The following is a 24,876-nucleotide window of genomic DNA, read 5'->3' as shown; positions in this document are numbered from 1 at the left end:
ACATGTTGATTTAAACTGACGGGCAGAGGACGGCTCCGATGCCGCCCACCTCTCGAAGGGAGGCATGCCAATGCCCACCACACAACGAACGGTCACCGTCGGCCCCGAGAAGACGGCACTCCAGCTCAGCGAGTACGGCGACGGCGACCGCGTCGTCCTGCTCCTGCACGGCGGCGCAGGGCCGACCTCCGTCGACGCGTTCGCCCAGAAACTCGCCGCCGATCGCGACGTGAGGGTGGTGGTGCCGACCCATCCCGGCTTCGCGGGCGCCGACCGCCGGCCCGGCGTCGCCACCATCGCCGACATCGCGGCGCTCTACGATGCGCTGCTGGACGAGCTCGGGGCGACCGACGCGACCGTCATCGGCAACTCGATCGGAGGCTGGATCGCCGCCGAGCTCGCGTTGCTCGGCAACGACCGGCTGGGCCGGCTCGTGCTCGTCGACGCCGTCGGCCTCCACGTGGACGATCACCCCGTCGCCGACTTCTTCGCCCTCGACTTCGAGCAGCTCGCGGAGCTGAGCTACGCCGACCCGGAGCGGTACCGGATCGACCCGTCCGCGCTCCCGCCCGCCGCGCAGCAGGCGATGGCGGCCTCCCGCCAGGCCCTGCGCGACTACGCCGGCACGAGCATGGTCGACGAGACCCTGGCCGGTCGGTTGCCCGGCATCACCGTCCCGACCCTCGTCGTCTGGGGCGACCACGATCGGATCATCGACGCGCACGTCGGGCGCGCCTACGCGTCCGCGATCCCCGACGCCCGCTTCGTGCTGCTCGAACGCACCGGCCACCTCCCCCAGCTCGAGAGCCCCGACCGGCTCCTGGAGGCTCTCGACGGGTTCGCCTTCTGAGCGAGAGCGGGAAGCCTGGCCAGAGCCTCCTGGGCTAACCCTTGAACTCGTGGACCCGTGACGGCGCCTGCACGGCGTCGTGCGCCGGTCTTGGGATGAAGGAGTACCACCACAGCTTCAATGACGCGGTGACGCGGTTCTCGTCCGCCCGGGTGAGCTCCTGGGGAACGAGGAGCGCGGCGAGGGCGGTGGTGACGGGCACGGCGAGCACCAGGCCGATCGCACTGCACAGAGTGCGGACGACCTCGGCGGCGAGGTCTTCCTGCGACAGCAGGCTGACAGCCGGGCGGTTGTAGAGGTAGATGACGATCAGGGTGACCATGGCGGCGCCGGCGTATGCGAACACGATGGTGTAGATCGTGGAGGCGATGTGGTCGCGGCCGATGCGCATGGCCCGGGAGAACAACTGCCGGCGAGACAGCAAAGGGGAGGCCGCGCGCAACTCCCACACGGCCGACGCCTGCGTCACCGTGACGTCGTTGAGCACGCCGAGGCCGGCGATGACGATCGCGCAGGTGAGAACGCCGCGGAAGTCGATCTGCGTGGACCCGGCCAGCATCCCGCCGACATCTCCGGTGACGCCCGTCAGGTGAGTGGTGCCGACAGAGAGTTGCGCCAGACCTGCGGTCAGCACGATGCCGAAGAGGGTGCCCAGCAGAGCCACGCTGGTGCGCATGGAGGGGCCGTGGGCGAGATAGAGGACGACGAACATGATCGTCGAGGCCCCGACGACTGCGACGGCCAGCCCGGGCTGACCGGAGATGAGGGCGGGGAGCACGAACCCCACGAGCACGAACCCGCTGAAGCCCAGCGCCACCAAGGCCATCAGACCCCGGAGGAGCCCGACGGCGACGACGATGACCGCGAACAGCACCACCCAGGCGGTCAGCGATTGGTCGCGCACCACCCCGTTGACAGTGATGCCCTGCGCTTCGGTCGCGAGGGTCTGCGCGTCCAGGCCCGACGACGACGCGTCGGACGCCTTCGGCGGCACCACCAACTCGATCCGGTCGCCGACGCGCAGGCCGGCGCTCGAGTACGGCCACAGCAGCGGCACGGTGACCGAGCTCCCCGTGGAGGCGCCGTCGAGGAGCGTCACTTTCGCGAGCTGGCACGCGCGTGTGTCCCCGGGCGCGGAGGTCGACGCGGACCCCGAGGAGAAGTAGCCCGGGCACGTCTTGGACATCGCGACGATCCGCCCGGTCGGGAATGTCGTGCCTTTGGCCGCGAACTCGATTGTGGAGGACGCGGCCGCGACCTTCCCATGATCCGGCCAGAGCAATGCCAGGCCGGCCGCCGTCGCCACCGCAGCCAGCACCAGTACGGCGGCGACGACATTCCGGAGGATCCGGCCCCGCGGTCCCGTACGGAGGGCCGCACCATGCGAGTGAGCGTGCGCGTGCACCATGGAACCTCCGGTCAGTTCGATCGGGGCGACACTCTATCGTCGCGGCCTGAACGGGACGCTGAGATGCATGCGAGAACGGACATCCTCATCCACGTCCCCGGTCTTGGTCGGGGTCGGGCTGGAATCGGTACCCCATGCCGGGTTCGGTGAGGAGGAACCGCGGCCGTGCGGGATCCGGTTCGAGCTTCTTGCGGAGCTGTGCGATGTAGAGGCGCAGATAGCCGGAGTCGCTGATGTGCAGCGGACCGCGGATCTCGGTCAGGATCGTGCGCTGCGTGACCAGTTTGCGCGGGTTGCGCAGCAGCAGCTCGAGGATCTGCCATTCCGTGGGCGTCAGCCGCACCGGCGTCTCCCGCTCGCCCCGCTGGACGAGGACGATCTTGTTGCCGAGATCGACGGAGACATTCGCGAACCGCACAACAGGGGTCTCGACCGCACCGGTCGCCCGCCGGGTGAGCGCTCGGATCCGCGCCAGCAGTTCGTCGGCGGAGAACGGCTTCGCGACGTAGTCGTCGGCGCCGGCGTCCAACGCGCCCACTTTGTCCGACGAGTCGGTACGGCCGGAGACGACGAGGATGGGCACGGTGTTCCACCCCCGGACCGCCTTGATCACCTCGACGCCGCTGAGCTGGGGCATGCCGAGGTCGAGGATCAGGAGGTCGGGATGCTCGTCGACGACGAGACTCAGCGCCTCCTTGCCGTTGCGGGCGAGAGCGACCTCGTACCCGTGAGCACCCAGCATGATCCGGAGCGCTCCGAGCATCTGCGGGTCGTCATCCGCTACGACGATCTTCATCGTGACGCGTCCAGGTTCTCCTGGTCGACGGGAAGGGCCAGCACCATGGTGAGGCCACCGGCCGGTGTGTCATCCGCGACGAGTGTTCCGCCCATCCCTTCGACGAAGCCTTTGGTCAGAGCGAGCCCGAGACCGATGCCGGCGTTGTTGTCCGTGTCGCCCATGCGTTGGAAGGGGTGGAAGATCTCCTCCTTGCGGTCGTCGGGCACGCCGGGGCCGTGGTCGGCCACCCGGAGCTCGACCTGTCCGCCGAAGGTGCTGGCGCTGAGACGAGGCGGGCTTCCGACGGGGGAGTACCGCAGAGCATTGCTGAGCAGGTTGACGATGGCACGGCGCAGCAATACGGGATCGGCAGTGACCGAGGGCAGGTCGTCGGGCACGTCGATCGCGACCTCCCCCGGCTTGACCGACAGTTCGTCGAGGACGGGTGGCAACAGATCTTCGAGGTCGACCGGCTGCAACGAGACGGCGAGGACGCCGGCCTGCACACGGCTGACGTCGAGGAGGTTCGTCAGGAGATCGGCGAGGTTGCGGAGGCTGACCTCCGCCGTGTCCAGGAGTTCGATCTTGTCGCGGCTGGAGAGTCGGCTGCCGGCTGTACGCAGACTCGTCACTGCGGCCGTCGCGGCCGCCAGTGGACGGCGCAAGTCGTGGCCGACGGCAGCGAGCAGAGCGGTGCGGACGCGGTCGGTGGCCTCCAACGGCCCGACTTCTTGCGCAGCGTTGCTGAGGTCGGCATGCTCGAGCGCCGCGTCGAGCTGGGTCACGATGACGGACAGCAGTCGGCGGTCGGCCGCTTGGAGGTCGTCGCCGTACAGCTCCAAGCTCCCCCGCTCGCCCACCGGGACGCGCGTCGGAAGGGCGTCGGCGGGGATCTCGCCGTCGACGTTCAGCACGGCCCCGTCGTCGGCGGTGAACCGGACGGCCTTCAGCCCGAAAGCTTCGCGGGTGCGGGAGACCAGTGACTGCACGGCGTCTCCCCCGCGGATGACGCTTCCCGCGATGGTCACCAGCAACTCCGACTCGGCCGCGGCGCGGGCGGCACTGCGGGTGCGGCGCGCGGACTGGTCTACGACGACGCTGACCAGCACGGCGATGACGATGTAGAGGGCGAGGGCGATCAGATGGGTCGGCCGGCCGATCGTGAGCGTGTTGTAGGGACTGACGAACACGAAATCGAGCGTCAGACCCGACAGCACCGCGGCGAACAAGGCCGGCCAGATGCCGCCCACCAGCGCGACGACGACCACCAGCAGTTGATAGCTCAGCGTCTCGGCGGTGAGAGAGTCGCTGCTGCGGATCTGCGTGAGGGCCAGAGTCAGCGCCGGCCCGGCGATCAGGGCGAGCGCGAAGCCGTAGACGCGCCTCCGGACGCTGAGAGCACCGGTGCGCCGGAACTTGGGCAGATTGCGCCCGCCTGCAGCGGCGTGCGAGACGATGTGCACGTCGATGTCCCCGGACTCGCGGATCACCGTGGCGCCCACTCCGGAACCGGTGAGGAACGCGCTGAGCCGATTGCGCCGCGAGACGCCGATCACCAGCTGCGTCGCGTTGCTCGCCTTCGCGAAGGCGACCAGAGCCTCCGGAGTGTCGGTGCCGACGACCTGGTGGTACGTGCCGCCGAGTTCTTCGACCAGTTTGCGCTGGGCGGCCAGCGCGGCCGGGTCGGTTTCGCGGAGGCCGTCCTGGCTCGCGACATGAACCGCCAGCAGCTCGCCGCTGCCCGATCGTGCCGCCACGCGGGCACCGCGACGGAGGAGCGTCTCGCCCTCGGGGCCTCCGGTGAGGGCGACGACCACGCGCTCCCGCGCCTCCCACTTCTCCTGGATACCGTGCTCCGCGCGGTAACGCTGCAGGGCCTGGTCGACTTCGTCGGCCAGCCAGACCAGCGTCAGCTCGCGCAGCGCCGTGAGATTGCCCAAGCGGAAGTAGTTGGAGAGCGCCGCGTCGATTCGGGCAGCCGGATACACCTGGCCCTCGGCGAGACGGTCCCGCAACGATTGAGGCGTGAGGTCGACGACCTCGATCTGGTCGGCGCTGCGGACGATCGAGTCCGGGATCGTCTCACGTTGCGGGACGCCGGTGATCTGTTCGACGACATCGTTGAGGGACTCGATGTGCTGGACGTTGACCGTCGAGATCACATCGATCCCGGCGGCGAGGATCTGCTCCACGTCCTGCCACCGCTTGTCATTCTCGGATCCGGGCGCATTGGTGTGCGCGAGTTCGTCGACCAGGGCGATCTGAGGCTTGCGGGCGATGACAGCGTCGAGGTCCATCTCGGTCAGGGTGATTCCGCGGTGCTCGACGGTGCGCCGGGGAACCAGCTCGAGCCCGTCGAGTAGCGCGGCGGTGGCCTCCCGCTCGTGGGTCTCCACCACCGCGACGACCACGTCTTTGCCGAGGTCATGCAGGCGATGCCCCTCTTCGAGCATCATGAAGGTCTTGCCGACCCCGGGTGCTGCCCCCAGCAGCACCCGGAGCCGGCCTCGAACTGCCATCCGTCTGTACTCCTACTTGTTGCCGCTGGGGTCCATCGCCGCCAGAGCGATGTTCAACTGCAGAACGTTGACGGTGGGCTCGCCGAGATAGCCGAGGTCGCGCTGCTGGACGTGGCTGTCCACCAGTTTGCGCACCGAGTCGGCGCTGATCCCTCTGGCCTTCGCCACCGCGTCCACCTGGAGCAGGGCGTAGGCGGGTGAGATGTGCGGGTCTAGTCCGGACCCCGACGCGGTCAGTGCGTCGGCGGGGATCTGCCCGGCGCTGACGCCGTCGACCTTCTCGATCGTCTGCTTGCGCTGCTGGATCGCCTTCAGGAGGTCGGGGTTGTTCGGGCCCCAGTTGCTTCCGCTGGACGCTCCGGCGTCGTATCCGGTTCCTGCCGCGGACGGCCGAGACTGGAACCACTGCGGCAGCGGGTTGCCCTTCTTGTCGGTGAACGACTGGCCGATCAGGCTGGAGCCGACGACCTTTCCCTGTGAGGTGGTCGCCGAGCCGTTGGCCTGGGCCGGCAAGGCGAGCAGGCCGATCCCGGTGATGACGAGCGGGTAGACGATGCCGAGGGCGACGGTGAAGATGAGCAGCGCCCGCAGGGCGACCCAGTACTGGCGCCCGGTTCCACGTGCCGAAGCATTCATGATGAGTTCCGTTCTGGTTTCTAGAATCCGGGGATCAGGCTGATGATCAGGTCGATCAGTTTGATGCCGATGAAGGGTGCGATGATCCCGCCGAGGCCGTAGATCAGGAGGTTGCTGCGCAGCAGGAGCGAGGCGCTGGTCGCCCGGTACCGCACGCCGCGCAGGGCCAGCGGAATCAGGATCACGATGATGATCGCGTTGAATATCACCGCCGACAGGATCGCCGAGGACGGCGAGTGCAGCTGCATGATGTTGATCGCCTGGAGGCCGGGGAACACTCCCACGAACATCGCCGGGATGATCGCGAAGTACTTCGCGACGTCGTTCGCGATCGAGAACGTGGTCAGGGCACCGCGCGTGATGAGCAGCTGCTTGCCGATGCGCACGATGTCGATCAGCTTGGTCGGGTCGGAATCGAGGTCGACCATGTTGCCGGCCTCCTTCGCCGCCGACGTGCCGGTGTTCATCGCCACGCCGACATCCGCCTGGGCCAGCGCCGGAGCGTCGTTCGTGCCGTCGCCGGTCATCGCGACGAGGTTGCCGCCCTCCTGCTCCTTGCGGATCAGGGCGAGCTTGTCCTCCGGGGTCGCCTCTGCCAGGAAGTCGTCGACCCCGGCTTCGGCAGCGATCGCCTTGGCCGTGACGGGGTTGTCGCCGGTGATCATCACCGTGCGGATGCCCATCCTGCGCATGTCGGCGAACCGCTCGGTCAGGCCGGTCTTGACGATGTCCTTCAGATAGATCACTCCGAGGATCGTCGCCTCGCCCGTCGCCGACTTGGTGGCGACCGCCAGCGGTGTGCCGCCGGCCTCGGAGATGTGCAGCACCTTCTCGTCGAGGTCGCTCAGGATGGACGAGGCCACCCGGGAGGACTCCTGCGCCCACGCGACGACCATGGAGGCCGCCCCCTTGCGCACCTGGGATCCGTCGGCGAAGTCGACGCCGCTCATCCGGGTCTGCGCCGTGAACGGCACCACCTCCCCGTCGAGCGATCCTTCGTGGACGAAGCTCTGCTGTTCGGCGAGCGCGACCACGGAGGATCCCTCCGGGGTGGGATCGCTCAGCGACGCCAGGGCGGCCGCCTTCACGAGCTCGGCCTGGTCGACGCCGTGCACGGTCGTGAACTCCGCCGCCTGGCGGTTGCCGTAGGTGATCGTCCCCGTCTTGTCGAGCAGCAGCGTGGTCACGTCGCCGGCCGCCTCGACCGCGCGCCCGGACATGGCCAGCACGTTGTGCTGCACCAGCCGGTCCATGCCGGCGATGCCGATCGCGGACAGCAGTGCGCCGATCGTGGTCGGGATCAGGCAGACGAGCAACGCGACGAGCACCGTGACGCTCGGGGCGGCATCCGCGAATCCGGCCGTCGGGCCGAGCACGAGGACGACCACGACGAAGATGATCGTCAGCGCCGCGAGCAGGATGTTGAGCGCGATCTCGTTCGGCGTCTTCTGCCGCGCCGCCCCCTCGACCAGCTTGATCATCCGGTCGACGAAAGTCTCACCCGGCTTGCTGGTGATCCGCACGACGATGCGGTCGGACAGCACGCGGGTGCCGCCGGTCACGGCGCTGCGGTCGCCGCCGGACTCCCGGACCACCGGCGCGGACTCGCCCGTGATGGCGGACTCGTCGACGGAGGCGATGCCCCAGACGATGTCGCCGTCCCCGGGGATCAGCTCGCCGGCGGTCACGACGACGACATCCCCGAGCCGGAGGTCTGCGGAGGCGATCTGAGTGACCGCCGCGTCGGTGGCCGACGCGTCGGCCTGCGGGTCGTACTCGGTGACGCGGTTGGCGACGGTGGTCGTGCGCGTCTTGCGGAGGCTGGCGGCCTGAGCCTTTCCGCGGCCCTCGGCGACCGACTCGGCGAGGGTGGCGAAGAGCACGGTGAGCCACAGCCACACGGCGATCGACCAGGTGAAGGCGATCGTCGTCACGCTTCCGCCCGACTTCTGCGGGCCGAGGAACGGCTCCGCGATCGCGAGCACGGTGGTCAGCGCGGCGCCGACCTCCACGATGAACATGACGGGGTTGTGCCACATCTCCCGCGGATCGAGTTTGCGGAAGGCACCGGGCAGGCCCGCCCAGAGCTGGCGCCCGTTGAACGCGCCTGTCGGCGCCTTGCCTCCGTGAGGCTGGTGCTGACCGCGGCCGTCCGCGGTGTCGGTGAGAGTGGACATGATCAATGAAGCCCTTCCGCCAGGGGACCCAGCGCGAGAACGGGGAAATAGGTGAGTGCGGCGACGATGACGACCACGCCGACCACGAAGGCGACGAACAGCGGTCGATGCGTCGGGAGGGTTCCGGACGTGGCGGGCACCTTGTCCTGCACCGCCAGCGAGCCGGCGAGCGCGAGGACGAACACGATGGGCAGGAAGCGGCCGAGGAACATGGTCGTGCCGAGCGCCGCGTTCAGCCACGGGGTGTTCGCGGTGAGGCCCGCGAACGCCGAACCGTTGTTGTTCGCCGCCGAGGTGAAGGCGTACAGCACCTCGGAGAAGCCGTGCTGGCCCGGGTTCCAGATCGAGACCTTCTCGATGTTGTCCTTGATCGCCGGGATGGCGAAGCTGAGCCCGGTGCCGAGCAGAACGAGCGTCGGCGTCATCAGGATGTACAGGCTCGCCAGCTTGATCTCGCGGGACCCGATCTTCTTGCCGAGGTACTCCGGCGTGCGGCCGACCATCAGACCGGCGAGGAACACCGAGATGATCGCGATGATCAGGATGCCGTAGAGACCGGCGCCGATGCCGCCGGGGGCGACCTCGCCGGTCATCATGTTCAGCATCGTCATCATCCCGCCGAGCGGGGTGAAGCTGTCGTGCATCGAGTTGACCGCACCGGTGGAGGTCAGGGTGCTGGTGGTTCCGAAGAACGTCGATCCGAGGATCCCGAACCGCTGCTCCTTGCCCTCCAGCGCTGCGCCCGCGGCCTGGGTGGCGGTGCCGCCGCCCTGCAGTTCGAACAGGGTCAGCGCGACCAGGGACACGATGAATATCGTGGACATCGCGCCCAGGATGGCGTAGCCCTGCCGGTTGTCGCCGACCATCTTGCCGAACGTGCGCGGCAGCGAGAACGGGATGAGGAGCATCAGGTAGATCTCGATCAGGTTGGTCCATGGCGTCGGGTTCTCGAACGGGTGCGCCGAGTTGACGTTGAAAAAGCCGCCGCCGTTGTTGCCCAGCAGCTTGATCGCCTCCTGAGACGCCACAGGGCCGCCCGGGATCGTCGCGGAGCCGCCGGTGAGCGTGGTCACGCTGGTGAACCCGTTGAAGTTCTGGATCGCGCCTCCGATGATCAGGATGATCGCGAAGACCACGGACAGCGGGAGCAGGATTCGCAGGGTGGCGCGAGTGGCGTCCACCCAGAAGTTGCCGATCGTGCCGGAGCGATGCGCGGCGAAGCCCCTGACCAGGGTGATGGCGACGGCGATTCCGACCGCGGCAGAGAGGAAGTTCTGCACCGCCAGCCCCGCGATCTGCACCGTGTAGCCGAGGGTGACCTCCGGCGAGTACGACTGCCAGTTGGTGTTGGTCACGAACGAGATCGCCGTGTTGAACGACAGCCCTTCCGGAACGGCGGGCAGTCCGAGCGAGTAGGGGAGGATCGCCTGCGCACGCTGCAGCACATAGACCAGCAGCACGCCGAGGATCGAGAACGCGAGCACGCTGCGCAGGTAGACCGGCCAGCTCTGCTCGACCCGGGAGTCGACGCCGATGATCCGGTAGAACCACCGCTCGACCCTGAGGTCTTTGCGCGTGGTGAACGTCGCGGCCATGTAGTCGCCCAGCGGGCGGTACGAGAGGCCGAGAAGAAGAATGAGCGTGGCGAGGAAGGCCACGAACAGCCAGAACGTCAACACTAGAACTTCTCCGGCTTCAGCAGGGCGTACACGAGGTACACGATCGAGGCGACGGCCAGCACGGCCGCCAGCAGGTTGAAGAAGATCACAGCTTCTCCACCCCTCGTCCCACCAGGGCGACGATCGCGCCGAGCGCGAGAATCCCCACAACGCAAATGAGGTCCAACACGGAACTTCTCCATCCGGGTCACTCGCCCCGCCAGGGCCGGCGGAGCGACGGGATCTGGCGCTCTGCCAGAACCACGGACCCATATAAGTGGACGGAATCGAGCCGGAACGGCGTCCTAACGCAATCACTACGCCCCAGACGGAAGTCCTAACGCTTTCCCTCCGACAGGCCGTGATCGCGAACCGGATGAGGCCGGTCGCCGGGTGTGCGCGGGCCGTTTGCGCGCCATGCGTGAATCGTTAGCGTCCGGCGTTCCGGCGTGGAGGTTCCGTTAGGGCCGCATCCTTCGTGCCGGCGGCGGCGTAGAACCGTCGACTATGACACTCACCCACATCATCCCGAGCCTGCGCGCATCCGTCCCCGATCCGATCGGCAGGGATCTCTGGCCCGAGTTCACCACCACGACGCTCGCCGATGTCACGGTGGCGGGTGTCTCGCTGACCAGGTTGGCCGACTGGTGCGGAACGCCGTGCGTCCACACCGCCGCCGCGGTCGTTCCGGGCACCGGCGGGATGCCGTCTCCCGACGAGCTCGCCTCCGTCATCGTCGCCCGGGTGCTCGAGGTGAGCACGGCGCCGGACGGCTCACTCGATGTGTGGATCGACGCGCGCTTCGCCGGCACTGTGGTCGTGGACGAGGTTCGGATGATCGGCCGGGTCTCCACCGCCTGCGACGCACGCGCGCGAATCCACACGGCGGGACGGACCGCGCCGACCTACCTGGTGGAGGAGCTGGTGTCGGATCTTCGGGTCGGTGACCTGCTCGTCGCTCCGTGCAGGGGCGTGGCCCTGCTGCGCGAAATCGACCCCGATCGCCGGCACCTCGACGATGAAGGCCCCTCGTCCTCCTGGGCTCCGACGGTGTGCGGCCGATGACGACGATGCCTCACTGCGAGGAATGCGTTAGCTTCGCGGCTGTTCGCGTATGGACATCGCAAGGATCGGATTCACGCGCGTGACCCGGGCGCATCCTGGACGCATGAACGAGTTCCTGCGGCGCCTCCTCGAGGGACGCACGCCCTGGGGCACCCTCGACGTGTCCCCGGCGAGCCGGGGCATCTGGCAGCGGGTCCGGCTGACGGTGTACCCGCCCGGAATCACCCCCGGCCAGCGACGCCTGCTCCACCTGAGCCACACCTGGCCGGTCGGCGGAGGGATCCTCTGCCTGTTCGCGCTCGTCCTCCTCAGCGACGAGGGTCCGGTTCTGAGCCTGGCGACCGTGCTGGCCGGCTACGTCGCCGGCTTCCTGGTCATCGCACGGCTCACCCGTGAGCTTCGCGAACGGTGCCGCGTCGTGACGGTCGCCTCGGAGTACGTCGGGGGCGAGGTCCGGGAATACGGCAACGTCCACCTCCTCCGGGTGGCCGCATCCCGCCTCACGGATCTGGAAGCGCGACGCAGGTCGGGGCTCATCGACCCGGTCGGGTACGAAGCGGAGTGGGCCGAGGTCTACGACGCACTGCCCGACGAGGCCGCGCGCGCCCTCGAACGCCACTGACGGGGCGAACTCCGACCGCGATCCCGCCGGACGGTTCTCGACGCCGCGTCGTGATCACCGATACGGCTGCGGTCGCGATCTACTCCGCGTTCTCTTCGATGAAGACGAGCCCGTTGCCGAACGGGTCGTCGAAGAAGAACATCGGGGAGCCGTCGCCGACGGTCAGCGGCGCGTCGTTGTAGAGGTCGACACCAGCCTCGTCGACCCGGGCGAACGCCGCCGCGGCGTCGGGTGTGCCCAGACGCACGGCCACCGGAATATCGCCGTCGGCCGGGAGGAGGACGATGCCGACCGGGGATCCTGGCGGCACGACTTCGACCAGGCGCGCACCCGGCCACGGCTCGCCGTCATACCGGACGTCGAAACCGAGCACATCGCGGTAGAACGCGAGTGCCCGATCCTGATCCGGGACGGGCACCGTCACGCTCAGCACCCTCGTGGTGACCGTCACTTCCCACTCTCCAGTGACGGGACCGCGTCGAGGGCGGCGGCGAGCGCCCTCAGCTGCTCGGCGATGCCCTGCTCGCGATACTCCGGACGGTCCAGGTCGTCGAGGTAGACGCCGTGTTCGGTGAGGGTCAAGCGGGTTCCCGCCGGATCGGGCGCGAACTCGACCGAGGTCAGCGACACGGAGATACGGTCGTCGTTGCGGAGCATGTGGTTCGTGTAGACGATGCGCTGGCCCGGAACGATGTCGTGGAAGACGGCGTCGTAGGTGTACACGTCGCCGTCGCCTGGCAGCGCCGCACGGGAGAACTCCCGCCCTCCGACCCGGAAGTCGAGCGAGTACTCGCCGTCGCCGCCCTCCCCGGTGAACCAGCTGCGCTTGGCCGCGGGGTCGGACCAGGCGGCGAAGACCCGGGCGACGTCGGCGGAGTAGACGCGCTCGAGGACCATCGTGTCGTGTGCCGTGCTGCGGTTGCTCATTGCCGTTCTCCTATTCGTCGTCGGAGGAGTCGAGGAACTCCCCCAGGTTGTCCAGGCGCTTGATCCACTGCCGTCGCTGAGCGGCGAACCAGGACTCGGCGTCATCGAGCACGTCGCGATTGAGCTGGCACATGCGCACCCTCCCCGTCTTGCGACTCTGGACCAGGCCACTGCTCTGAAGCACCTGAAGGTGCTGGACGACCGCCGGAAGCGATATCGAAAGCGGGCGGGCGAGCTCGCTGACCGTCGCCGGCCCGCGGCCCAACCGCTCCACCATCTGTCGCCGGCTCGGGTCGGCCAGCGCGTGGAAGACGTCGTCCAAATGCTTAAGCATGTGCTTAACTAACCACATCATGCGCCGGAGGGCAAGCGACGATATGGACCAGCATCGCCGGAAGGCCGGACGTACCATGAGGGGGTGTCCACGACCGCCGAGACGACCACCACGCGCCTGACTGCGCGAGGCGCGAAGACGCGCGAGCGGATCGTCACGGCAGCGGCCGACCTAATGTATGTGCGCGGGGTCGGTGCGACGACCCTCGACGACGTGCTCGCCGCAAGCGGTGTCAGCAAGTCACAGCTCTACCGCCACTTCGCGAACAAGGACGAGGTCGTACGCGCTGTCATCGCACTCATGGGCGAGCGCGTGATCCAGCGGGAGCAGAACGCTCTCGGTCGCGTCTCGACGATGGCGGGGCTCCGCCGCTGGCGGGATGCCCTCGTGCAGAACAATGCCCTGCGCCACGGCGCCTACGGCTGCGCGCTTGGCTCGTTCGCCTCCGAGGTCGCCGACAACGATGACATCGCCCGCCGGGCGCTCCTGGCGCTGTTCGCCGAGTGGAAGGACCTTCTGGCCGGGACGATCCGTCGGCTCCAGGAGAACGGCACCCTTCCGCCCGATGCCCGCGTCGATGAGCTCGCGACCGGACTGCTCGGTGCGGTGCAGGGCGGATACCTGCTGGCGCAGACCGCCAGGGACGTCACGCCGATGGCGACGTCGATCGACATGGCACTGACGCACCTAGAGAGCTTGTCGGCCGGCTGACGACCTCCTCGTTGGGTTGCTTCTTGAGGGGACTTTTTAGTCCATAATCCCGCTAGCGCTTCACCGCAATCAGGGTAATACAGAGCCAATAGAGTGGACCAAATAGTTCCGTTTGTGACTACGATAGTCCTGATCCGGCCAGAAGTCCGAGTCTGATGGAGGCAGCCGCCGCGGCGGCCGCTGATGCAAGGGAGGTGCCTCGTGAAGGCTGTGGTGGTGACCGATCGGGCCGAAGGGGCCGCCGGGATGAGACTGATGGATCGCCCGGAGCCCGCGCCCGCGATCAACGATGTCCTCGTGCGGGTGCATGCGGCGGCGTACGTCCCGACCGAGGTCGACTGGCCGTCCACCTGGGTTGACCGCGCCGGTCGCGACAAGTCCCCGTCGATCCTCGGCCACGACGTCGCCGGGGTGGTGGCCGCCCTCGGCTACGGCACCACCGGGCTGAGCGTCGGACAGCGCGTCTTCGGCATCACCGACTGGCACCGCGACGGGACCCTCGCCGAATTCGTGGCCGTCGAGTCCCGCAACCTCGCGCCACTGCCGGGTGACGTCGACTTCACCGTCGGAGCAAGCCTCCCGATCTCCGGCCTCACGGCCTGGCAGGGCCTGTTCCAGCACGGGCGCCTCCGATCCGGCCAGACCGTCCTCGCGCACGGGGCCGCGGGCGCGGTGGGCACGATGGTGACGCAGCTCGCCCGGGAGGCTGGCGCGTACGTGATCGGCACCGGACGCGCCGCCGACCGCGAGAAGGCGCTCGACTACGGAGCGCACGAGTTCGTCGATCTCGAGAGCGACGACCTCGACGACCTCGGCCGTGTCGACCTGGTGTTCGACGTCATCGGCGGAGCTATCCAGGAGAAGTCCGCACGCCTGATTCGTGCCGGCGGCACGCTCGTCGCCATCACCGGCCTGGGCGGCGTGCGCCCGGAAGACGGCCTGTCCGTCGACTTCGTCGTCGAGTCGGTGCCCTCGCAGCTCACCGAGATCGTCCAGCGCGTCCGCGACGGCCGGCTGCGCACCAACATCGACGACATCGCCCCGCTCGACGACGCCATCGCCGCACTCAACCCGAGCGGGCGACGCAAAGGCAAGACCGTCATCAGCATCCGCCCCTGACGCACGACCGAACACGAGGAGGAACCGACCATGACCACTTCAGACTTCGAATATCCCGACGAGGCCGGCTACCCCGACGGCGTCGGCACGCTCACCCAGGATCAGGTCGTGCTCATCGAGGAGGTGAACACCGGCGACCACGACCCCACCATCACCTTCTTCGTCACCGACAACGACACGACCTCCACCTACGAGGCGATCTCCGGTGACACCGTGATCGGCGGCCTGACCTACGAGGTCGCCTCCGAGAACCGGCTGGTCCTCATCGCGGCGGCGGTGTACCCCGAGTACCGCGGGCAGGGCGTCGCCACCGAACTGATCCGGCGGGTCCTCGATGACGTGCGCACGCGCCGCGTCACCGTCACGATCCTGTGCCCGATCGTCTGGGCCTTCATCGACCACAACCCGGAGTACGCCGACCTGATCGACGCCGACCTCCCGGGAAGGCGAAATGCCCGGCGGGAGGAGTAAGCGATGAACACGAAGAAGCACAAGGAGGCTCACTTCCCTGTGATGGACGGCGCGGGAACAGCGCCCAGGGAGGACCAGATCGCCGGCATCGTCCAGCGAGTCTGGGCCGACTCGCGTGTCTATCACCAGGACGTGGAGAGCCTGCTCCGCGAATGGCTGACCGCCGATAAGTGCGTGGTGACCGAAGCCGAGTTCACGGCACTGATGAACAAGGCGCGTGGCGAGTTCGACCGCATCGCGGCTCCCGACAGCACTGGCGCGGCAACATGCCCCGCGCAATCGCTCGTCGCCTGCGTCTACTGGGACGTGCAACAGCTCGAGCGCCCGTCGCGAGACGATTGAGCAGGTTTGCTCAGGGGAGCACGGCTGAGCTTCGAGCGCGCCTGGTCGCCTCGAGGAAGACACGTGCGCGCGTGTCCGAGAGCGGTGAGTCAGCGGTGGGTTTGGCCAAAAACCATTGACCGGGTAGTCTGGGCCGCAGCCTTACTTCCCAGTGTTTATCTGGGATTCCGGGCCGCGCGAGTGTAGTTCAATGGTAGAACTTCAGCTTCTCCTACTCTGGATATCAGAGAGTCGCACTCGTTCTCGTAAGCCCCGCTGATCGGGGCTTTTCCCACTATTGGCGTACTCGTGTGATCTCCGCGACACTCCGTAGATCACTCCCAAAGCGGTGAGTAAACGGTGAGCTACGCGAGTCCAGGGCCCGAGCCGCCGCGCACGTTGAACCGCTCGAGGATCGCCGTCGAGTCGGGCACCTGCACCACCTTCGGGAGGTAGGACTGCTCCGTGGTCGCGTAAGTCGAGTGGCCCAGCTGATACTGCGCCCGCTCGAGGCCGGCGGCATCACGGATCGCCGTCGCGACGGTAGAGCGGAACTCCTTGGGCACTCGTCCCTCGAAGCGCGTCCCCTTCAGTGCGATGTGCCACTGGAGGCGAAAGTTGTCGGGGATGCGCGGCGTAAGCGTCGAGGACGGGAAGACGAGCTCGGAAAACGATTCGACCCGCCGGCGGAGAAGCATCTTCCCCACGAAGGTGGGCAGGTACAGCCGCCGGCCACCGCCGGTCTTCGTCTTGTTCTGAACTGTCCAGCGCCCCTCGCGGTTCTTGGCCATGGTGCGGTGGATATCGACCGTGAACGGCTGAATGGTGAAGTCGACGTCCTCCCACATGAGGGCGAACACCTCACCGGGACGACACCCCGTGCCGAGGAAGAAGTCCACGGGATCCGCAAGGTCGGAGCCCCGGCGGCGACCGGATGCGTCCAGGCCCGCGTCCCAACGGGCAAGGATTTCCCGCAACTCTGCCACGTCCTCGATCGAGAAGGTGGCCACTTCATGGTCGGGCTCTTCGACGGGCGCGACCGACTTCATCGGGTTGGCTTCGATGGCGTCGTGCCGTGCCGCCATAGCGAACATGCCCGTGAGAAGCACCACGGCGATGCTCGCGTTCGAGTACCCGTTGAGTCGTGTGGTCTGTTTGATGAACCGATCGAGCTTGGATACCGACGCTTCGCGGATCATCCATCCGCCGAGGTTCGGGACGATGTACTTATCGAGGACGGCCTCATAGCGTCGAAGCGTTCCGTTCGAGCGGGACGAATGGCTGAACTCATCCCACCAGACGATCGCGAGGTCGGCGAGCCGAGTCTCCGGGTTGAGCTCACCGTCGCCAAGAGGCTTGATGCGATCTCGCATTGCCTCGCGTAGAAGGGCCTCCGCCTTTTGTTTTGTGCGGCCCATCCTTTCGATCTGTCGAGTGCGACCATCGACGTCGCGGTAGCGTGCACGCGCGGCCCAGCGGCCTTGCTCAAGCATGCGTGTCGAGACAGTGCCCCAGGTCTCGGAGACGAGCGGAGGACGGACCATGATCACCGACCCCCGATCTCGTTGCGCGAGTCGCCCTGTCCGACTCCGCGGATGCGGGTGTCGGGCGCCAACGCGGGAAAGGGCGATCCGTGGGGGTCAGCGAAATCCCGCTCGGGACTGCGCGTGGCCTCAATCGTACGCGCGGGCCACTGGGGCATGCGAGCGCCGCCGACCCGCACGAACGGTACGCACGCAGCTTCTGCGGTGAGTGCTGCGAGCCGGCCGATCGGCGTCGACGGGTCAGCCGCGACCGCCCAACCGTCGACCACATACCGACTGACGGTCTCGATGCAATCGCTCTTCTCCTCCGGGCTGGGTCTGAGCGAGCCGACCACTCCGATTATGCCGCCCTGCAGTTCCGGACCCATATTTCTGGTGTCGATGATGAATACCTGCATCACAATCACTCCCCTGACTCTCGTTTTTGTTTGCCTTCCGGCGGAGAGATCGAGAGCGAGTGGGAGGGGCGCAGTGCCGGGACCGTGGAATACCGCAACGGAGCGAAGCGGAGCGAGGATATGCCGCGAAAGCCCGGCACGGAGAACCGGGAACGAGCTACGATCGACCGGCGGAAAGACAAGCAAAACGCACAAGCTCAGTGCCGCCAGCGGCGGCTCCTCGCGTCATTGTTCGAGTACGTTCGCCCGAAGCGCCATCCCAGTCGATCCCCGACGACTGCGATCCACTTATGTCTCGTGGGATCGGCTGGCCCGTGTATCCGAGTGCGCCTCGAACCCGAGGCTAGGTGGAGGATCTTGCTATGGATGTCCCGTTCTTCTGGGTCGATGTGTTCGCCGACCGGCCGCTGACCGGTAACCCGCTGTCCCTCGTTCCGGATGCGGACGCCCTCGACGAGGCGACGATGCGAGCGATCGCCCGCGAATTCAACCAGTCGGAGACGACGTTTCTCGTCGAGCCGACCGAGCGCCGGGCGGATATTCGGCTGCGGTCCTTCACACCGGACGGAGTCGAGGTGTTCGGCGCGGGGCACAACGCGATGGGAGCGTGGCTGTGGCTCGCCGGGTCCGGACGGCTTGGAGCCGGTGAGGTGTTCGCCCAGCAGATCGGAGGCGAGGTTCTGCCGGTGCGGGTGAGCCGAGACCGCGACGGCAGGGCTCGGGTGTCGATGGATCAGTCGGCAGCCGAGTTCACTGGACGGCTGTCACAGTACGGGCCGTTGGCTTCCGCGCTCAGCGTGTCCGAGGATGCGGTCGCGGGCATTCCCGAGGTCGGATCCACTGGCGCCGCGCACCTCCTCGTGCCGCTGGTATCCGCGGAGGTGGTCGACGCGGTGCGACCGGATTCCTCGGCCCTGAAGGCTGTGCTCGCCGACGCCGGAGCCGAGGGCTGCTACGTGTACACGACTGCCGTGCCGCCCGGCAGCGCGGCCCTGGCGTATTCGCGCTTCTTCAACCCGACGGTCGGAATCGCCGAGGACGCGGCCACCGGGACGGCTGCCGGACCGCTGGCCGCACGCCTGGTTCGCGACGGCGACGCTGCGGCGGACGCGCCGATCGTCATCGAGCAGGGCCGGTACCTCGGCCGGCCGAGCGCGATCATGGTAGTGATCGACAACAAGCGCGTGACGATCAGCGGGACCGGCGTGGTGACCGGATCGGGCACGCTACACCTGTGACGTCCTGCCTCAGCCCTTCCCGAACGCCGCCCGCCGGAATCCGCGCGCGCGGTGCTCGTCCGGGAGGTAGGGTCCGTTGCCGAACACCTTCTCGCGCAGGGTTCCTTCGCGGTACTCCGACTGCATCAGCCCACGCTGCTGGAGCACGGGTGTGACGCGGTCGACAAAGTCCTCGAACGAGCCTGGCGACACCACGTACTGCACGTTCATCCCGTCGACGCCGGCATCGTTCCACGCCTCCACGTAATCTGCAATCTGCTCGGGAGTGCCGACGACGCGGAGGTTGCCGAACCAGCGCACGAGTTCGCCGATCGTGAACTGCGGGTTCGGGGACATCGCGATGAGCTTGCCGACGATGCCTTTCTGGCCCTCCGGGCGCCTCGCGATCTCGCTGATCGGCTCCTTCGGGTCGAGCTGGCTGAAGTCGTAGCCGAGGAAGACGCTCTGCTTGGCGAGGTTGGCGTCGATGCTCTGGAAGTCGGTGATCTCCTCGTGCAACCGCCGGGCCTCCTCTTCGGTGCTGCCCACCACGAAGCCCAGGATGCCGAAGAGCTTGACGTCCGTCGCCCTGCGGCCGTGGCGCACAGCGGCCGCGCGCACGTCCTTCACGACCGGCTCGGCCTCCTGAGGGCTGAGCGCGTTGATGAACAGGCCCTCGGCGTTGCGGCCGGCGAAGTCGCGACCGCGCGGCGACACCCCGGCTTGGATGAGGAACGGCGTGCGCTGCGGGGACGGCTCCGTCAGGTGCGGGCCGACGACGTCGTAGAACGGGCCGACGTGATTGATCTCGTGGATCTTCGCCGGGTCCGAGTACTGCTGGAGGCGCTTGTCGCGCACAACCGCGTCGTCCTCCCAGCTGGCCTCCCACAACTTGTAGACGACGTCGATGTAGTCGTCGGCGCGCGCGTAGCGGTCCTCATGCTCCGGAAGGCCGCCGTAGCCGAGGTTGCGGCCGGCGCCCGGGAGGAAGGTCGTGACGATGTTCCACGCGATGCGGCCGCGGGTCAGGTGGTCGAGCGTCGACATCTTGCGGGCGAACGCGTACGGCGGCTCCTGCAGGATGTTCTGCGTCAGCACGAAGCCGAGGTTCTCGGTGGCGTACGCGAGAGCGGGGATCAGCTCGCCTGGGTCGTTGATCGGGAACTGCATCCCGCTGTAGACCGCCCGCTCGCGCGAGCCCTCGAAGGTCTCGTACGGTGCAAGGACGTCCGCGAAGAACAGGGTGTCGAAACGGCCGCGCTCCAGCAGCTTCGCGACGTCCGCCCAGTAGTGCACGTCGTTGTAACGCAGCTGCTCGCTTCCGGGCCACGCCCACATCCCCTGGTCGTGATGCGACACAGAGAAGATGTTGAACGCGTTGAAGATCATCCGCTGACGGTCGGCCATGCTCAGGCCACCTCCTCATTCTCGTCGGTCTCGACGACGCCGAGAACCTCTTTGCCGATCTCGGTGGCGATCACCTCGGTCGAGTACGCCATCAGCTGCCCGGCCTGCGCATTGCGGAGGTGGCGCTGGATGGGAGACTGCTTGAGATATCCGGATGCACCGCCGACGCGGACGCCGAGTTGTGCGACGTCGACAGCGACCTTGTTGGCGAGGTACTTCGCCCGCGACAGGTTGCTGAAGAACTCGGGCCGGCCTGCGTCCGCCTCCGCGAGCGTGCGCTGGAAGAACGCATGCACGGCCTCCAGCCGCGACTGCGCGTCGGCGACCTCGTGCTGGATCCACTGCTGGTGCGAGAGCGGCTTGCCCAGGATCGCGCGGTTGCGCGCGTGGTCGACGAGCGAGGCCAGCGCCGCGTCCGCGATGCCGAGCGAGATCGCGGGGAGGCCGGCGGGCACCGCGGCGAAGTCGCCCGGCTGCGGCGAGCGGCCGCGGTACTCCTCGCGCAGCAGGGTGTCGCTGAACGAGAGCAGCTGGCTGCGGGTGGCTCGCAGGCCGAGCGTGTCCCAGATCGGGATGATCGTCACCGTCTCGTCCGGGATGACGGCGAAGAAGGTGGGGACCCCGTCGACGAGCGCGTTGACGAGCAGGTAGTCGGCGATCTCGCTGCCGGAGACGAAGCGCTTGGTGCCGTCGAGCAGCCAGCCGCCCTCGGCACGCCTGGCCTCCTGCTGCGGGTTGAGGAAGCGGTTGCCGCTGGTCGGCTCGGACAGCGCGTTGGCGAACCGCTTGCCGGCGAGCAGCTCGTCGGCGAAGAAGCTGCCCTGCCGCTCGCGCGTGAGCTCGGCCAGGCCGACGGCGGCGCCCGAGTGCATGGTGACGATCGTCGCGGTTGACGGGTCGGCGGCAGCGAGGATGCGCACCGCTTCGCCGAATGCCTGGTAGCTGAGTCCGGTACCACCCAGGTGTGCGGGGAGAACGGCGGCGTCCAGCCCCGCCTCATGGAGGGCGGCAAGGTTGCCGACCGCGATCTCGGCGCGTTCGTCGAAGCCGCCGGCCTCAGCGGCGAACCCCTCGGCGAGACCGGCGATGCGGTCGAGCAGGTCGCGCTCCGCGTCGGGCAGGTCGTGGAGGCTGGTCGGGGCGGTCATCGGACTCCTTCGGGTTCGGGGATGGCATGTTCTGAGCTGGTGGGGCGAAGCGGTCGGGCGACGGAGCGTCGGGCGCGAGTGCGCCGGTAGACGCGCCGCGAGACGACGCACAGCACGAAGAGCGTCGCGAGGTAGGGCAGTGCCTGGAACAGCTCGACAGGCAGGCCGAGACTCTGGGTCTGGGCGAGCAGGGCCAGGCTGTTGAAGAAGGAGAACAGCAGGGCGCCCGCGATGAGGCCGATCGGTGTGCGCCGGCCGATGATGACGACGGCGAGGGCGATGAAGCCGGTCCCGCCGGTCATCCCGGGCGAGAATGTGCCGATCTCGGCCAGGGGGACCGTCGCGCCTGCCAGGCCCGCGAAACCGCCCGCGATGACGGCGGCGACGATCCGGAACGCCACGGGCGAGATGCCGCGCGTGCGTGCGACCGCTTCATCGTCGCCGACGGCGCGGAGCCGTAAGCCGAAGCGGGTGTGGTCGAGGACGAGCCACGAGACCACGACGAGCAGCACGGACAGGTAGAAGAAGATGCCGGCTCCGGCCAGGCCCGGTCCGACGATCGGGATGGCCTCGATGAGCGGGAGGTGCAGCGGGGGCTGCGTCTGGACGGTCTGGTTGGTGTGACCGGCCGGGTTGAGCACTTGGTAGAGGAAGACACTGAGGCCGGAGCCGAGCAGGCCGATGGCGATTCCGACGATGATGATGTCAGCTTTCGCCAGGGCGGAGGCGGCGCCGACGAGCAGGCCAAGCACCAGCCCGGCGAGGATCCCGGCGAGCACACCGACCCAGACGCCGCCGAGATGCGAGCCGAGCACTCCGAAGACCGCCCCGACCAGCATCATCCCTTCGATGCCGACGTTGAATCCGCCGGTGCGTTCGAGGAAGATCTCGCCGAGTCCGGCGATCACGATCGGTGCGCAGAGTGCCAGTGCGCCCGCGAGCACGACTGTCCAGAAGTCCACCGGGCTCATGCCGCGACCTCCGCCTTCGCGGCCGCGGCGTCCGCGCGCTCGCGCCCGCTGAGCTTGACTGCGGCGAGCGCAAGGGCCGCGGTGAGGAGGAGCACGCCCTGGGTCACCGTCCCGATCGCGGTCGGGACCGTGCCGGTGGCGATCTGCACGCCGGCCGCTCCCGTGCCGAGGGAGGCGTAGACGACCGCCGCGATGGCGATGCCGAGCGGATTCCCGCGTCCGAGCACGGCGACGGCGAGACCGGCGAACCCGATCCCGGCCGAGACATCGGGTTCGAGCCGCTGAGTCACGCCCGCCACCTGCATCCACCCGGCGAGGCCGGCCGTCGCGCCGGACACGATCATGGCGGTGAGCACGGCCCGGCGCGGCGTGAGCCCGAGCCGGGCGGCGAGCAAGGGCCGCGAGCCGTAGACATCGAGCACGAACGCGTTGCGACTGCGCGACCACCACCAGGCGACGACGAGCAGCACGGCCACGACGACGATGCCGACGTGGATGCGTCCTGGCACGGGCAGCATCGGGAGCTGGGAGGGAACCGGCAGCGGCGGGCTCTGCGGACTGGCGTTCGTCGCCGGGTCACGCAACGCCGTCCGCAGCAGATAGGTCAGCAGCGCGACGGCGAGATAGTTGGCCAGCAGGGTGAAGAGGATCTCGGTCACGCCCCACCGGATCTTCGCGACCGCGGCGGGCAGCGCCCACAGAACGCCGCCGACGACACCGGCCAGGGCGCCAAGCGGAAGCGCCAGCACCGGGCTCGCGTGCGGGCCGAGCCACAAAGCCAGCGCGGTCGAGAACACAGCGCCCAGAATGGCTTGACCCTCGGCGCCGATCGTGATGACGTCGGCGCGCAGCGCGACGGACACCCCGATCGCGACGAGCGCAAGCGGCGTCGCGTTCGCAAGAGTCTGGGTGAGGTTGTAGCCATCGCCGAACGCGCCGGTGAACCAGCCGTTCAACGCGACTCCCAGATCGCCGCCGGTCGACGAGACCAGGAGGAGGACGATCGCGAAGCCGGCGAGCACGTACAGAACGGCGATCAGGAGGCCGCGGCGGCGACGGGCGAAAGTGAGCAGTGCGTTCATCGGGATCCTCCTCCCTCGGTCAGGGCGAGGAGGCCGGCCATGGCCCGCCCCACACGTGCGCTGTCGAAGTCGTCGGCGGCGAGGGCGTCCACGATGCGGCCCTTCGAGAGGATGAGGATCCGATCGGCCACGTCGCGGATCTCGTCGATGTCTGCGCTCACGAGCAGCACGGCGGCGCCGGCTGCGGCTGCGGCACGGATCTCGCCGCGGATCACCGCGCTCGCGTGCAGGTCCAGGCCCTGAGTGGGTCCGTGGAGCACCGCGACGGCGGGCGCGCCGTCCAGTTCCCGGCCGACGAGGAGCTTCTGCTGGTTGCCTCCCGAAAGCGTGCGGGCGGTCAGGTCGGGGTTCGGCGGTCGCACGTCGTGACGGCGCAGCAGCTCGGAGGTGAAGCTGCGGGCGGCCTTCCAGTCCACGAGACCGCGGCGGACGAACCGGCCGCCGCCTCCGAGGGTGCGCAGCACCGCAGAGCGCGTGAGTGTGGCATCGGGCAGCAGGGCCTCCTCGCGCACCTCCGGCACATAGGCGAGGCCCGCGCTCGCGGCGCGTTCCGGCCTGCCGGTCACAGAGAAGCCGTCGACGGCGACCGTGCCCGCCTCGACGGAGAGCACGCCGGCGGCCGCCTCAGCGAGTGCGGTCTGTCCGTTGCCCGCGACGCCAAGCACACCGACGACCTCCCCTCCGCGCACGGCAAGGTCGATGTCGTCGATCCGGGCTCCTGCACCGGAACCGGACACTCCCCGCAGTTCGAGGCGCACGTCGCCGGTGAGCTCGTGCGTGCGTCGCGGGACGTCGGGGATGGAGCCGACCATCGCGCGGACGAGCTGATCGTCCGAGACCTCCGACACGCGGGAGGCGAGGGCGACCCGGCCGTGGGAGAGGACCGTGACTTCGTCCGCGACCTCGCGGACCTCGTCCAGCCGGTGGGTGATGAGCAGAACGGAATAGCCTCCCGCGGCGAGCGCGCGGACCCGGTCGAAGAGAGCGGCGGTCTCGAAGGGGCCGAGTGCGGACGTGGGCTCGTCGAGCAGGAGGATGCGTGCGCCCTGGGCAAGGGCGATCGCGAGCTCGCCCAGCTGACGCTGAGCCAGCCCCAGCTCGCGCACCTTCACGTCCGACTCGATCGTCAGCCCGGCCGACTCGGCCGCGGAGCGCAACAGCCGTGCCGCTCGGCGGCGCCGCGCGATGCGCTCGGGCTGCACCAGGATCAGATTCTCGGCCAGCGTGAGTTCCGGGATCAGACTGAGTTGCTGCGCCACGAGTCCGACCCCGTGCCGGATGGCCGCCTGGCGGCTGCCGAAGACGACGGGCTCGCCACCCACGGTCAGCCCACCCTCGGTGGGCTGTTCCAGCCCGGCCAGGATCTTCAGCGCGGTGGATTTACCTGCGCCGTTCTCCCCCACCAGTGCGTGGATGGTGCCAGGTGCGAGGGCCACGTCGACGGCGTGCAGAACCTGGGCGCCTCCGAAGGATTTGGAGACGCCCAGGAGCGCGAGATCAGAACTCATCGGCA

Annotated in this window: 25 protein-coding genes; 8 read left to right on the top strand and 17 right to left on the bottom strand. The window is 68.3% G+C overall.

Annotation, left to right across the window (positions count from 1 at the left end):
* Window positions 1–70 precede the first annotated feature (70 nt).
* On the top strand, window positions 71–850 hold the full coding sequence (locus tag ASF88_RS19700) for an alpha/beta fold hydrolase (protein ID WP_055922902.1): 780 nt from the start codon (window positions 71–73) through the stop codon (window positions 848–850).
* A gap of 34 nt (window positions 851–884) precedes the next feature.
* Here the strand turns inward: ASF88_RS19700 and ASF88_RS19695 are convergent, their stop codons facing one another.
* The 7 genes from ASF88_RS19695 to kdpF form a co-directional block, all read right to left on the bottom strand.
* Window positions 885–2,258 (bottom strand): YibE/F family protein, encoded by a 1,374-nt coding sequence (locus tag ASF88_RS19695; protein ID WP_055922900.1) that lies wholly within the window; start codon window positions 2,256–2,258, stop codon window positions 885–887.
* 85 nt (window positions 2,259–2,343) lie between these two features.
* Window positions 2,344–3,054, bottom strand: coding sequence for a response regulator (locus tag ASF88_RS19690; protein WP_055922899.1), 711 nt, complete (start codon window positions 3,052–3,054; stop codon window positions 2,344–2,346).
* Window positions 3,051–5,555 (bottom strand): DUF4118 domain-containing protein, encoded by a 2,505-nt coding sequence (locus ASF88_RS19685; RefSeq protein WP_055922897.1) that lies wholly within the window; start codon window positions 5,553–5,555, stop codon window positions 3,051–3,053. The genes ASF88_RS19690 and ASF88_RS19685 overlap by 4 nt, the downstream gene beginning before the upstream one ends.
* Window positions 5,556–5,567: 12 nt before the next feature.
* A complete protein-coding gene (gene kdpC / locus ASF88_RS19680) occupies window positions 5,568–6,191 on the bottom strand; it encodes a K(+)-transporting ATPase subunit C (protein WP_055922892.1) in 624 nt (207 codons plus the stop codon).
* A 20-nt stretch (window positions 6,192–6,211) separates the two neighbouring features.
* Window positions 6,212–8,368, bottom strand: coding sequence for a potassium-transporting ATPase subunit KdpB (gene kdpB, locus ASF88_RS19675; protein WP_055922890.1), 2,157 nt, complete (start codon window positions 8,366–8,368; stop codon window positions 6,212–6,214).
* A gap of 2 nt (window positions 8,369–8,370) precedes the next feature.
* The gene (gene kdpA / locus ASF88_RS19670; protein ID WP_157498457.1) at window positions 8,371–10,044 is read right to left on the bottom strand and encodes a potassium-transporting ATPase subunit KdpA; all 1,674 of its coding nucleotides are present in this window, start codon (window positions 10,042–10,044) and stop codon (window positions 8,371–8,373) included.
* Between the two features lie 2 nt (window positions 10,045–10,046).
* Window positions 10,047–10,136, bottom strand: a complete 90-nt coding sequence (gene kdpF, locus ASF88_RS20570) for a K(+)-transporting ATPase subunit F (RefSeq protein ID WP_157498442.1) — start codon at window positions 10,134–10,136, stop codon at window positions 10,047–10,049.
* Window positions 10,137–10,533: 397 nt separating this feature from the next.
* On the opposite strand from kdpF, the gene ASF88_RS19665 reads away from it, so the two are divergent.
* Together ASF88_RS19665 and ASF88_RS19660 are read left to right on the top strand one after the other, a co-directional pair.
* Window positions 10,534–11,091 (top strand): hypothetical protein, encoded by a 558-nt coding sequence (locus ASF88_RS19665; RefSeq protein WP_055922883.1) that lies wholly within the window; start codon window positions 10,534–10,536, stop codon window positions 11,089–11,091.
* A gap of 103 nt (window positions 11,092–11,194) precedes the next feature.
* The gene (locus ASF88_RS19660; RefSeq protein ID WP_082519115.1) at window positions 11,195–11,713 is read left to right on the top strand and encodes a DUF6611 family protein; all 519 of its coding nucleotides are present in this window, start codon (window positions 11,195–11,197) and stop codon (window positions 11,711–11,713) included.
* A gap of 79 nt (window positions 11,714–11,792) precedes the next feature.
* Here ASF88_RS19660 and ASF88_RS19655 read toward each other — a convergent pair whose 3' ends face one another.
* The 3 genes from ASF88_RS19655 to ASF88_RS19645 are packed head-to-tail and all read right to left on the bottom strand — an operon-like array spanning window position 11,793 to window position 12,974.
* Window positions 11,793–12,164 (bottom strand): VOC family protein, encoded by a 372-nt coding sequence (locus ASF88_RS19655; protein WP_055922877.1) that lies wholly within the window; start codon window positions 12,162–12,164, stop codon window positions 11,793–11,795.
* On the bottom strand, window positions 12,161–12,640 hold the full coding sequence (locus ASF88_RS19650; protein WP_055922874.1) for an SRPBCC family protein: 480 nt from the start codon (window positions 12,638–12,640) through the stop codon (window positions 12,161–12,163). Before ASF88_RS19650 ends, ASF88_RS19655 begins: the two co-directional genes overlap by 4 nt.
* Before the next feature lie 10 nt (window positions 12,641–12,650).
* Complete coding sequence (locus tag ASF88_RS19645; RefSeq protein WP_055923130.1) at window positions 12,651–12,974, bottom strand: ArsR/SmtB family transcription factor; 324 nt, start codon at window positions 12,972–12,974, stop codon at window positions 12,651–12,653.
* Window positions 12,975–13,058: 84 nt separating this feature from the next.
* On the opposite strand from ASF88_RS19645, the gene ASF88_RS19640 reads away from it, so the two are divergent.
* The 4 genes from ASF88_RS19640 to ASF88_RS19625 all read left to right on the top strand — a co-directional run bounded on the left by ASF88_RS19640 (window position 13,059) and on the right by ASF88_RS19625 (window position 15,617).
* Window positions 13,059–13,685, top strand: a complete 627-nt coding sequence (locus tag ASF88_RS19640; protein WP_055922872.1) for a TetR/AcrR family transcriptional regulator — start codon at window positions 13,059–13,061, stop codon at window positions 13,683–13,685.
* 246 nt (window positions 13,686–13,931) lie between these two features.
* A complete protein-coding gene (locus ASF88_RS19635; protein WP_235493574.1) occupies window positions 13,932–14,804 on the top strand; it encodes an NADP-dependent oxidoreductase in 873 nt (290 codons plus the stop codon).
* A 30-nt stretch (window positions 14,805–14,834) separates the two neighbouring features.
* Complete coding sequence (locus ASF88_RS19630; protein ID WP_055922867.1) at window positions 14,835–15,275, top strand: GNAT family N-acetyltransferase; 441 nt, start codon at window positions 14,835–14,837, stop codon at window positions 15,273–15,275.
* Window positions 15,276–15,278: 3 nt separating this feature from the next.
* Window positions 15,279–15,617, top strand: a complete 339-nt coding sequence (locus tag ASF88_RS19625; RefSeq protein ID WP_055922864.1) for a hypothetical protein — start codon at window positions 15,279–15,281, stop codon at window positions 15,615–15,617.
* A 344-nt stretch (window positions 15,618–15,961) separates the two neighbouring features.
* On the opposite strand, the gene ASF88_RS19620 is transcribed toward ASF88_RS19625, so the two are convergent.
* Both ASF88_RS19620 and ASF88_RS19615 read right to left on the bottom strand, forming a co-directional pair.
* Window positions 15,962–17,089: a tyrosine-type recombinase/integrase gene (locus tag ASF88_RS19620; protein ID WP_235493572.1), complete on the bottom strand. Its 1,128-nt coding sequence runs from the start codon at window positions 17,087–17,089 to the stop codon at window positions 15,962–15,964.
* A gap of 53 nt (window positions 17,090–17,142) precedes the next feature.
* Window positions 17,143–17,547, bottom strand: a complete 405-nt coding sequence (locus ASF88_RS19615) for a hypothetical protein (RefSeq protein WP_055922858.1) — start codon at window positions 17,545–17,547, stop codon at window positions 17,143–17,145.
* Window positions 17,548–17,900: 353 nt separating this feature from the next.
* On the opposite strand from ASF88_RS19615, the gene ASF88_RS19610 reads away from it, so the two are divergent.
* Window positions 17,901–18,776, top strand: coding sequence for a PhzF family phenazine biosynthesis protein (locus ASF88_RS19610; RefSeq protein ID WP_055922852.1), 876 nt, complete (start codon window positions 17,901–17,903; stop codon window positions 18,774–18,776).
* Window positions 18,777–18,785: 9 nt separating this feature from the next.
* Here the strand turns inward: ASF88_RS19610 and ASF88_RS19605 are convergent, their stop codons facing one another.
* Genes ASF88_RS19605 through ASF88_RS19585 form a run of 5 tightly spaced genes read right to left on the bottom strand, consistent with a single transcriptional unit; the run spans window position 18,786 to window position 24,871 of the window.
* Window positions 18,786–20,162 carry an LLM class flavin-dependent oxidoreductase gene (locus ASF88_RS19605; protein WP_055922850.1) on the bottom strand — a complete coding sequence of 459 codons (1,377 nt, stop codon included), beginning with the start codon at window positions 20,160–20,162 and terminating at the stop codon, window positions 18,786–18,788.
* Window positions 20,163–20,164: 2 nt separating this feature from the next.
* On the bottom strand, window positions 20,165–21,310 hold the full coding sequence (locus tag ASF88_RS19600) for an acyl-CoA dehydrogenase family protein (RefSeq protein WP_055922848.1): 1,146 nt from the start codon (window positions 21,308–21,310) through the stop codon (window positions 20,165–20,167).
* Window positions 21,307–22,281, bottom strand: a complete 975-nt coding sequence (locus ASF88_RS19595) for an ABC transporter permease (RefSeq protein WP_055922845.1) — start codon at window positions 22,279–22,281, stop codon at window positions 21,307–21,309. Before ASF88_RS19595 ends, ASF88_RS19600 begins: the two co-directional genes overlap by 4 nt.
* Complete coding sequence (locus ASF88_RS19590; protein WP_055922842.1) at window positions 22,278–23,363, bottom strand: ABC transporter permease; 1,086 nt, start codon at window positions 23,361–23,363, stop codon at window positions 22,278–22,280. The genes ASF88_RS19595 and ASF88_RS19590 overlap by 4 nt, the downstream gene beginning before the upstream one ends.
* Window positions 23,360–24,871: an ATP-binding cassette domain-containing protein gene (locus ASF88_RS19585; protein WP_055922839.1), complete on the bottom strand. Its 1,512-nt coding sequence runs from the start codon at window positions 24,869–24,871 to the stop codon at window positions 23,360–23,362. The genes ASF88_RS19590 and ASF88_RS19585 overlap by 4 nt, the downstream gene beginning before the upstream one ends.
* Window positions 24,872–24,876: the final 5 nt, after the last annotated feature.

The organism is Leifsonia sp. Leaf336 (assembly GCF_001423695.1).
Classification (GTDB): Bacteria; Actinomycetota; Actinomycetes; order Actinomycetales; family Microbacteriaceae; genus Leifsonia.
The sequence above is the reverse complement of the archived record's forward strand: the minus strand, read 5'-3'. Positions and strand labels throughout refer to the sequence as shown.

Bases quoted from the DNA above. Each gene is read 5' to 3' on its own strand.
- ASF88_RS19700 (WP_055922902.1), top strand. From the start codon at position 71: ATGCCCACCACACAACGAACGGTCACCGTCGGCCCCGAGAAGACGGCA.
- ASF88_RS19695 (WP_055922900.1), bottom strand. From the start codon at position 2,258: ATGGTGCACGCGCACGCTCACTCGCATGGTGCGGCCCTCCGTACGGGA.
- ASF88_RS19690 (WP_055922899.1), bottom strand. From the start codon at position 3,054: ATGAAGATCGTCGTAGCGGATGACGACCCGCAGATGCTCGGAGCGCTC.
- ASF88_RS19685 (WP_055922897.1), bottom strand. From the start codon at position 5,555: ATGGCAGTTCGAGGCCGGCTCCGGGTGCTGCTGGGGGCAGCACCCGGG.
- kdpC (WP_055922892.1), bottom strand. From the start codon at position 6,191: ATGAATGCTTCGGCACGTGGAACCGGGCGCCAGTACTGGGTCGCCCTG.
- kdpB (WP_055922890.1), bottom strand. From the start codon at position 8,368: ATGTCCACTCTCACCGACACCGCGGACGGCCGCGGTCAGCACCAGCCT.
- ASF88_RS19665 (WP_055922883.1), top strand. From the start codon at position 10,534: ATGACACTCACCCACATCATCCCGAGCCTGCGCGCATCCGTCCCCGAT.
- ASF88_RS19660 (WP_082519115.1), top strand. From the start codon at position 11,195: ATGAACGAGTTCCTGCGGCGCCTCCTCGAGGGACGCACGCCCTGGGGC.
- ASF88_RS19650 (WP_055922874.1), bottom strand. From the start codon at position 12,640: ATGAGCAACCGCAGCACGGCACACGACACGATGGTCCTCGAGCGCGTC.
- ASF88_RS19645 (WP_055923130.1), bottom strand. From the start codon at position 12,974: ATGCTTAAGCATTTGGACGACGTCTTCCACGCGCTGGCCGACCCGAGC.
- ASF88_RS19635 (WP_235493574.1), top strand. From the start codon at position 13,932: ATGAGACTGATGGATCGCCCGGAGCCCGCGCCCGCGATCAACGATGTC.
- ASF88_RS19630 (WP_055922867.1), top strand. From the start codon at position 14,835: ATGACCACTTCAGACTTCGAATATCCCGACGAGGCCGGCTACCCCGAC.
- ASF88_RS19625 (WP_055922864.1), top strand. From the start codon at position 15,279: ATGAACACGAAGAAGCACAAGGAGGCTCACTTCCCTGTGATGGACGGC.
- ASF88_RS19620 (WP_235493572.1), bottom strand. From the start codon at position 17,089: ATGCTTGAGCAAGGCCGCTGGGCCGCGCGTGCACGCTACCGCGACGTC.
- ASF88_RS19610 (WP_055922852.1), top strand. From the start codon at position 17,901: ATGGATGTCCCGTTCTTCTGGGTCGATGTGTTCGCCGACCGGCCGCTG.
- ASF88_RS19605 (WP_055922850.1), bottom strand. From the start codon at position 20,162: ATGGCCGACCGTCAGCGGATGATCTTCAACGCGTTCAACATCTTCTCT.
- ASF88_RS19600 (WP_055922848.1), bottom strand. From the start codon at position 21,310: ATGACCGCCCCGACCAGCCTCCACGACCTGCCCGACGCGGAGCGCGAC.
- ASF88_RS19595 (WP_055922845.1), bottom strand. From the start codon at position 22,281: ATGAGCCCGGTGGACTTCTGGACAGTCGTGCTCGCGGGCGCACTGGCA.
- ASF88_RS19590 (WP_055922842.1), bottom strand. From the start codon at position 23,363: ATGAACGCACTGCTCACTTTCGCCCGTCGCCGCCGCGGCCTCCTGATC.
- ASF88_RS19585 (WP_055922839.1), bottom strand. From the start codon at position 24,871: ATGAGTTCTGATCTCGCGCTCCTGGGCGTCTCCAAATCCTTCGGAGGC.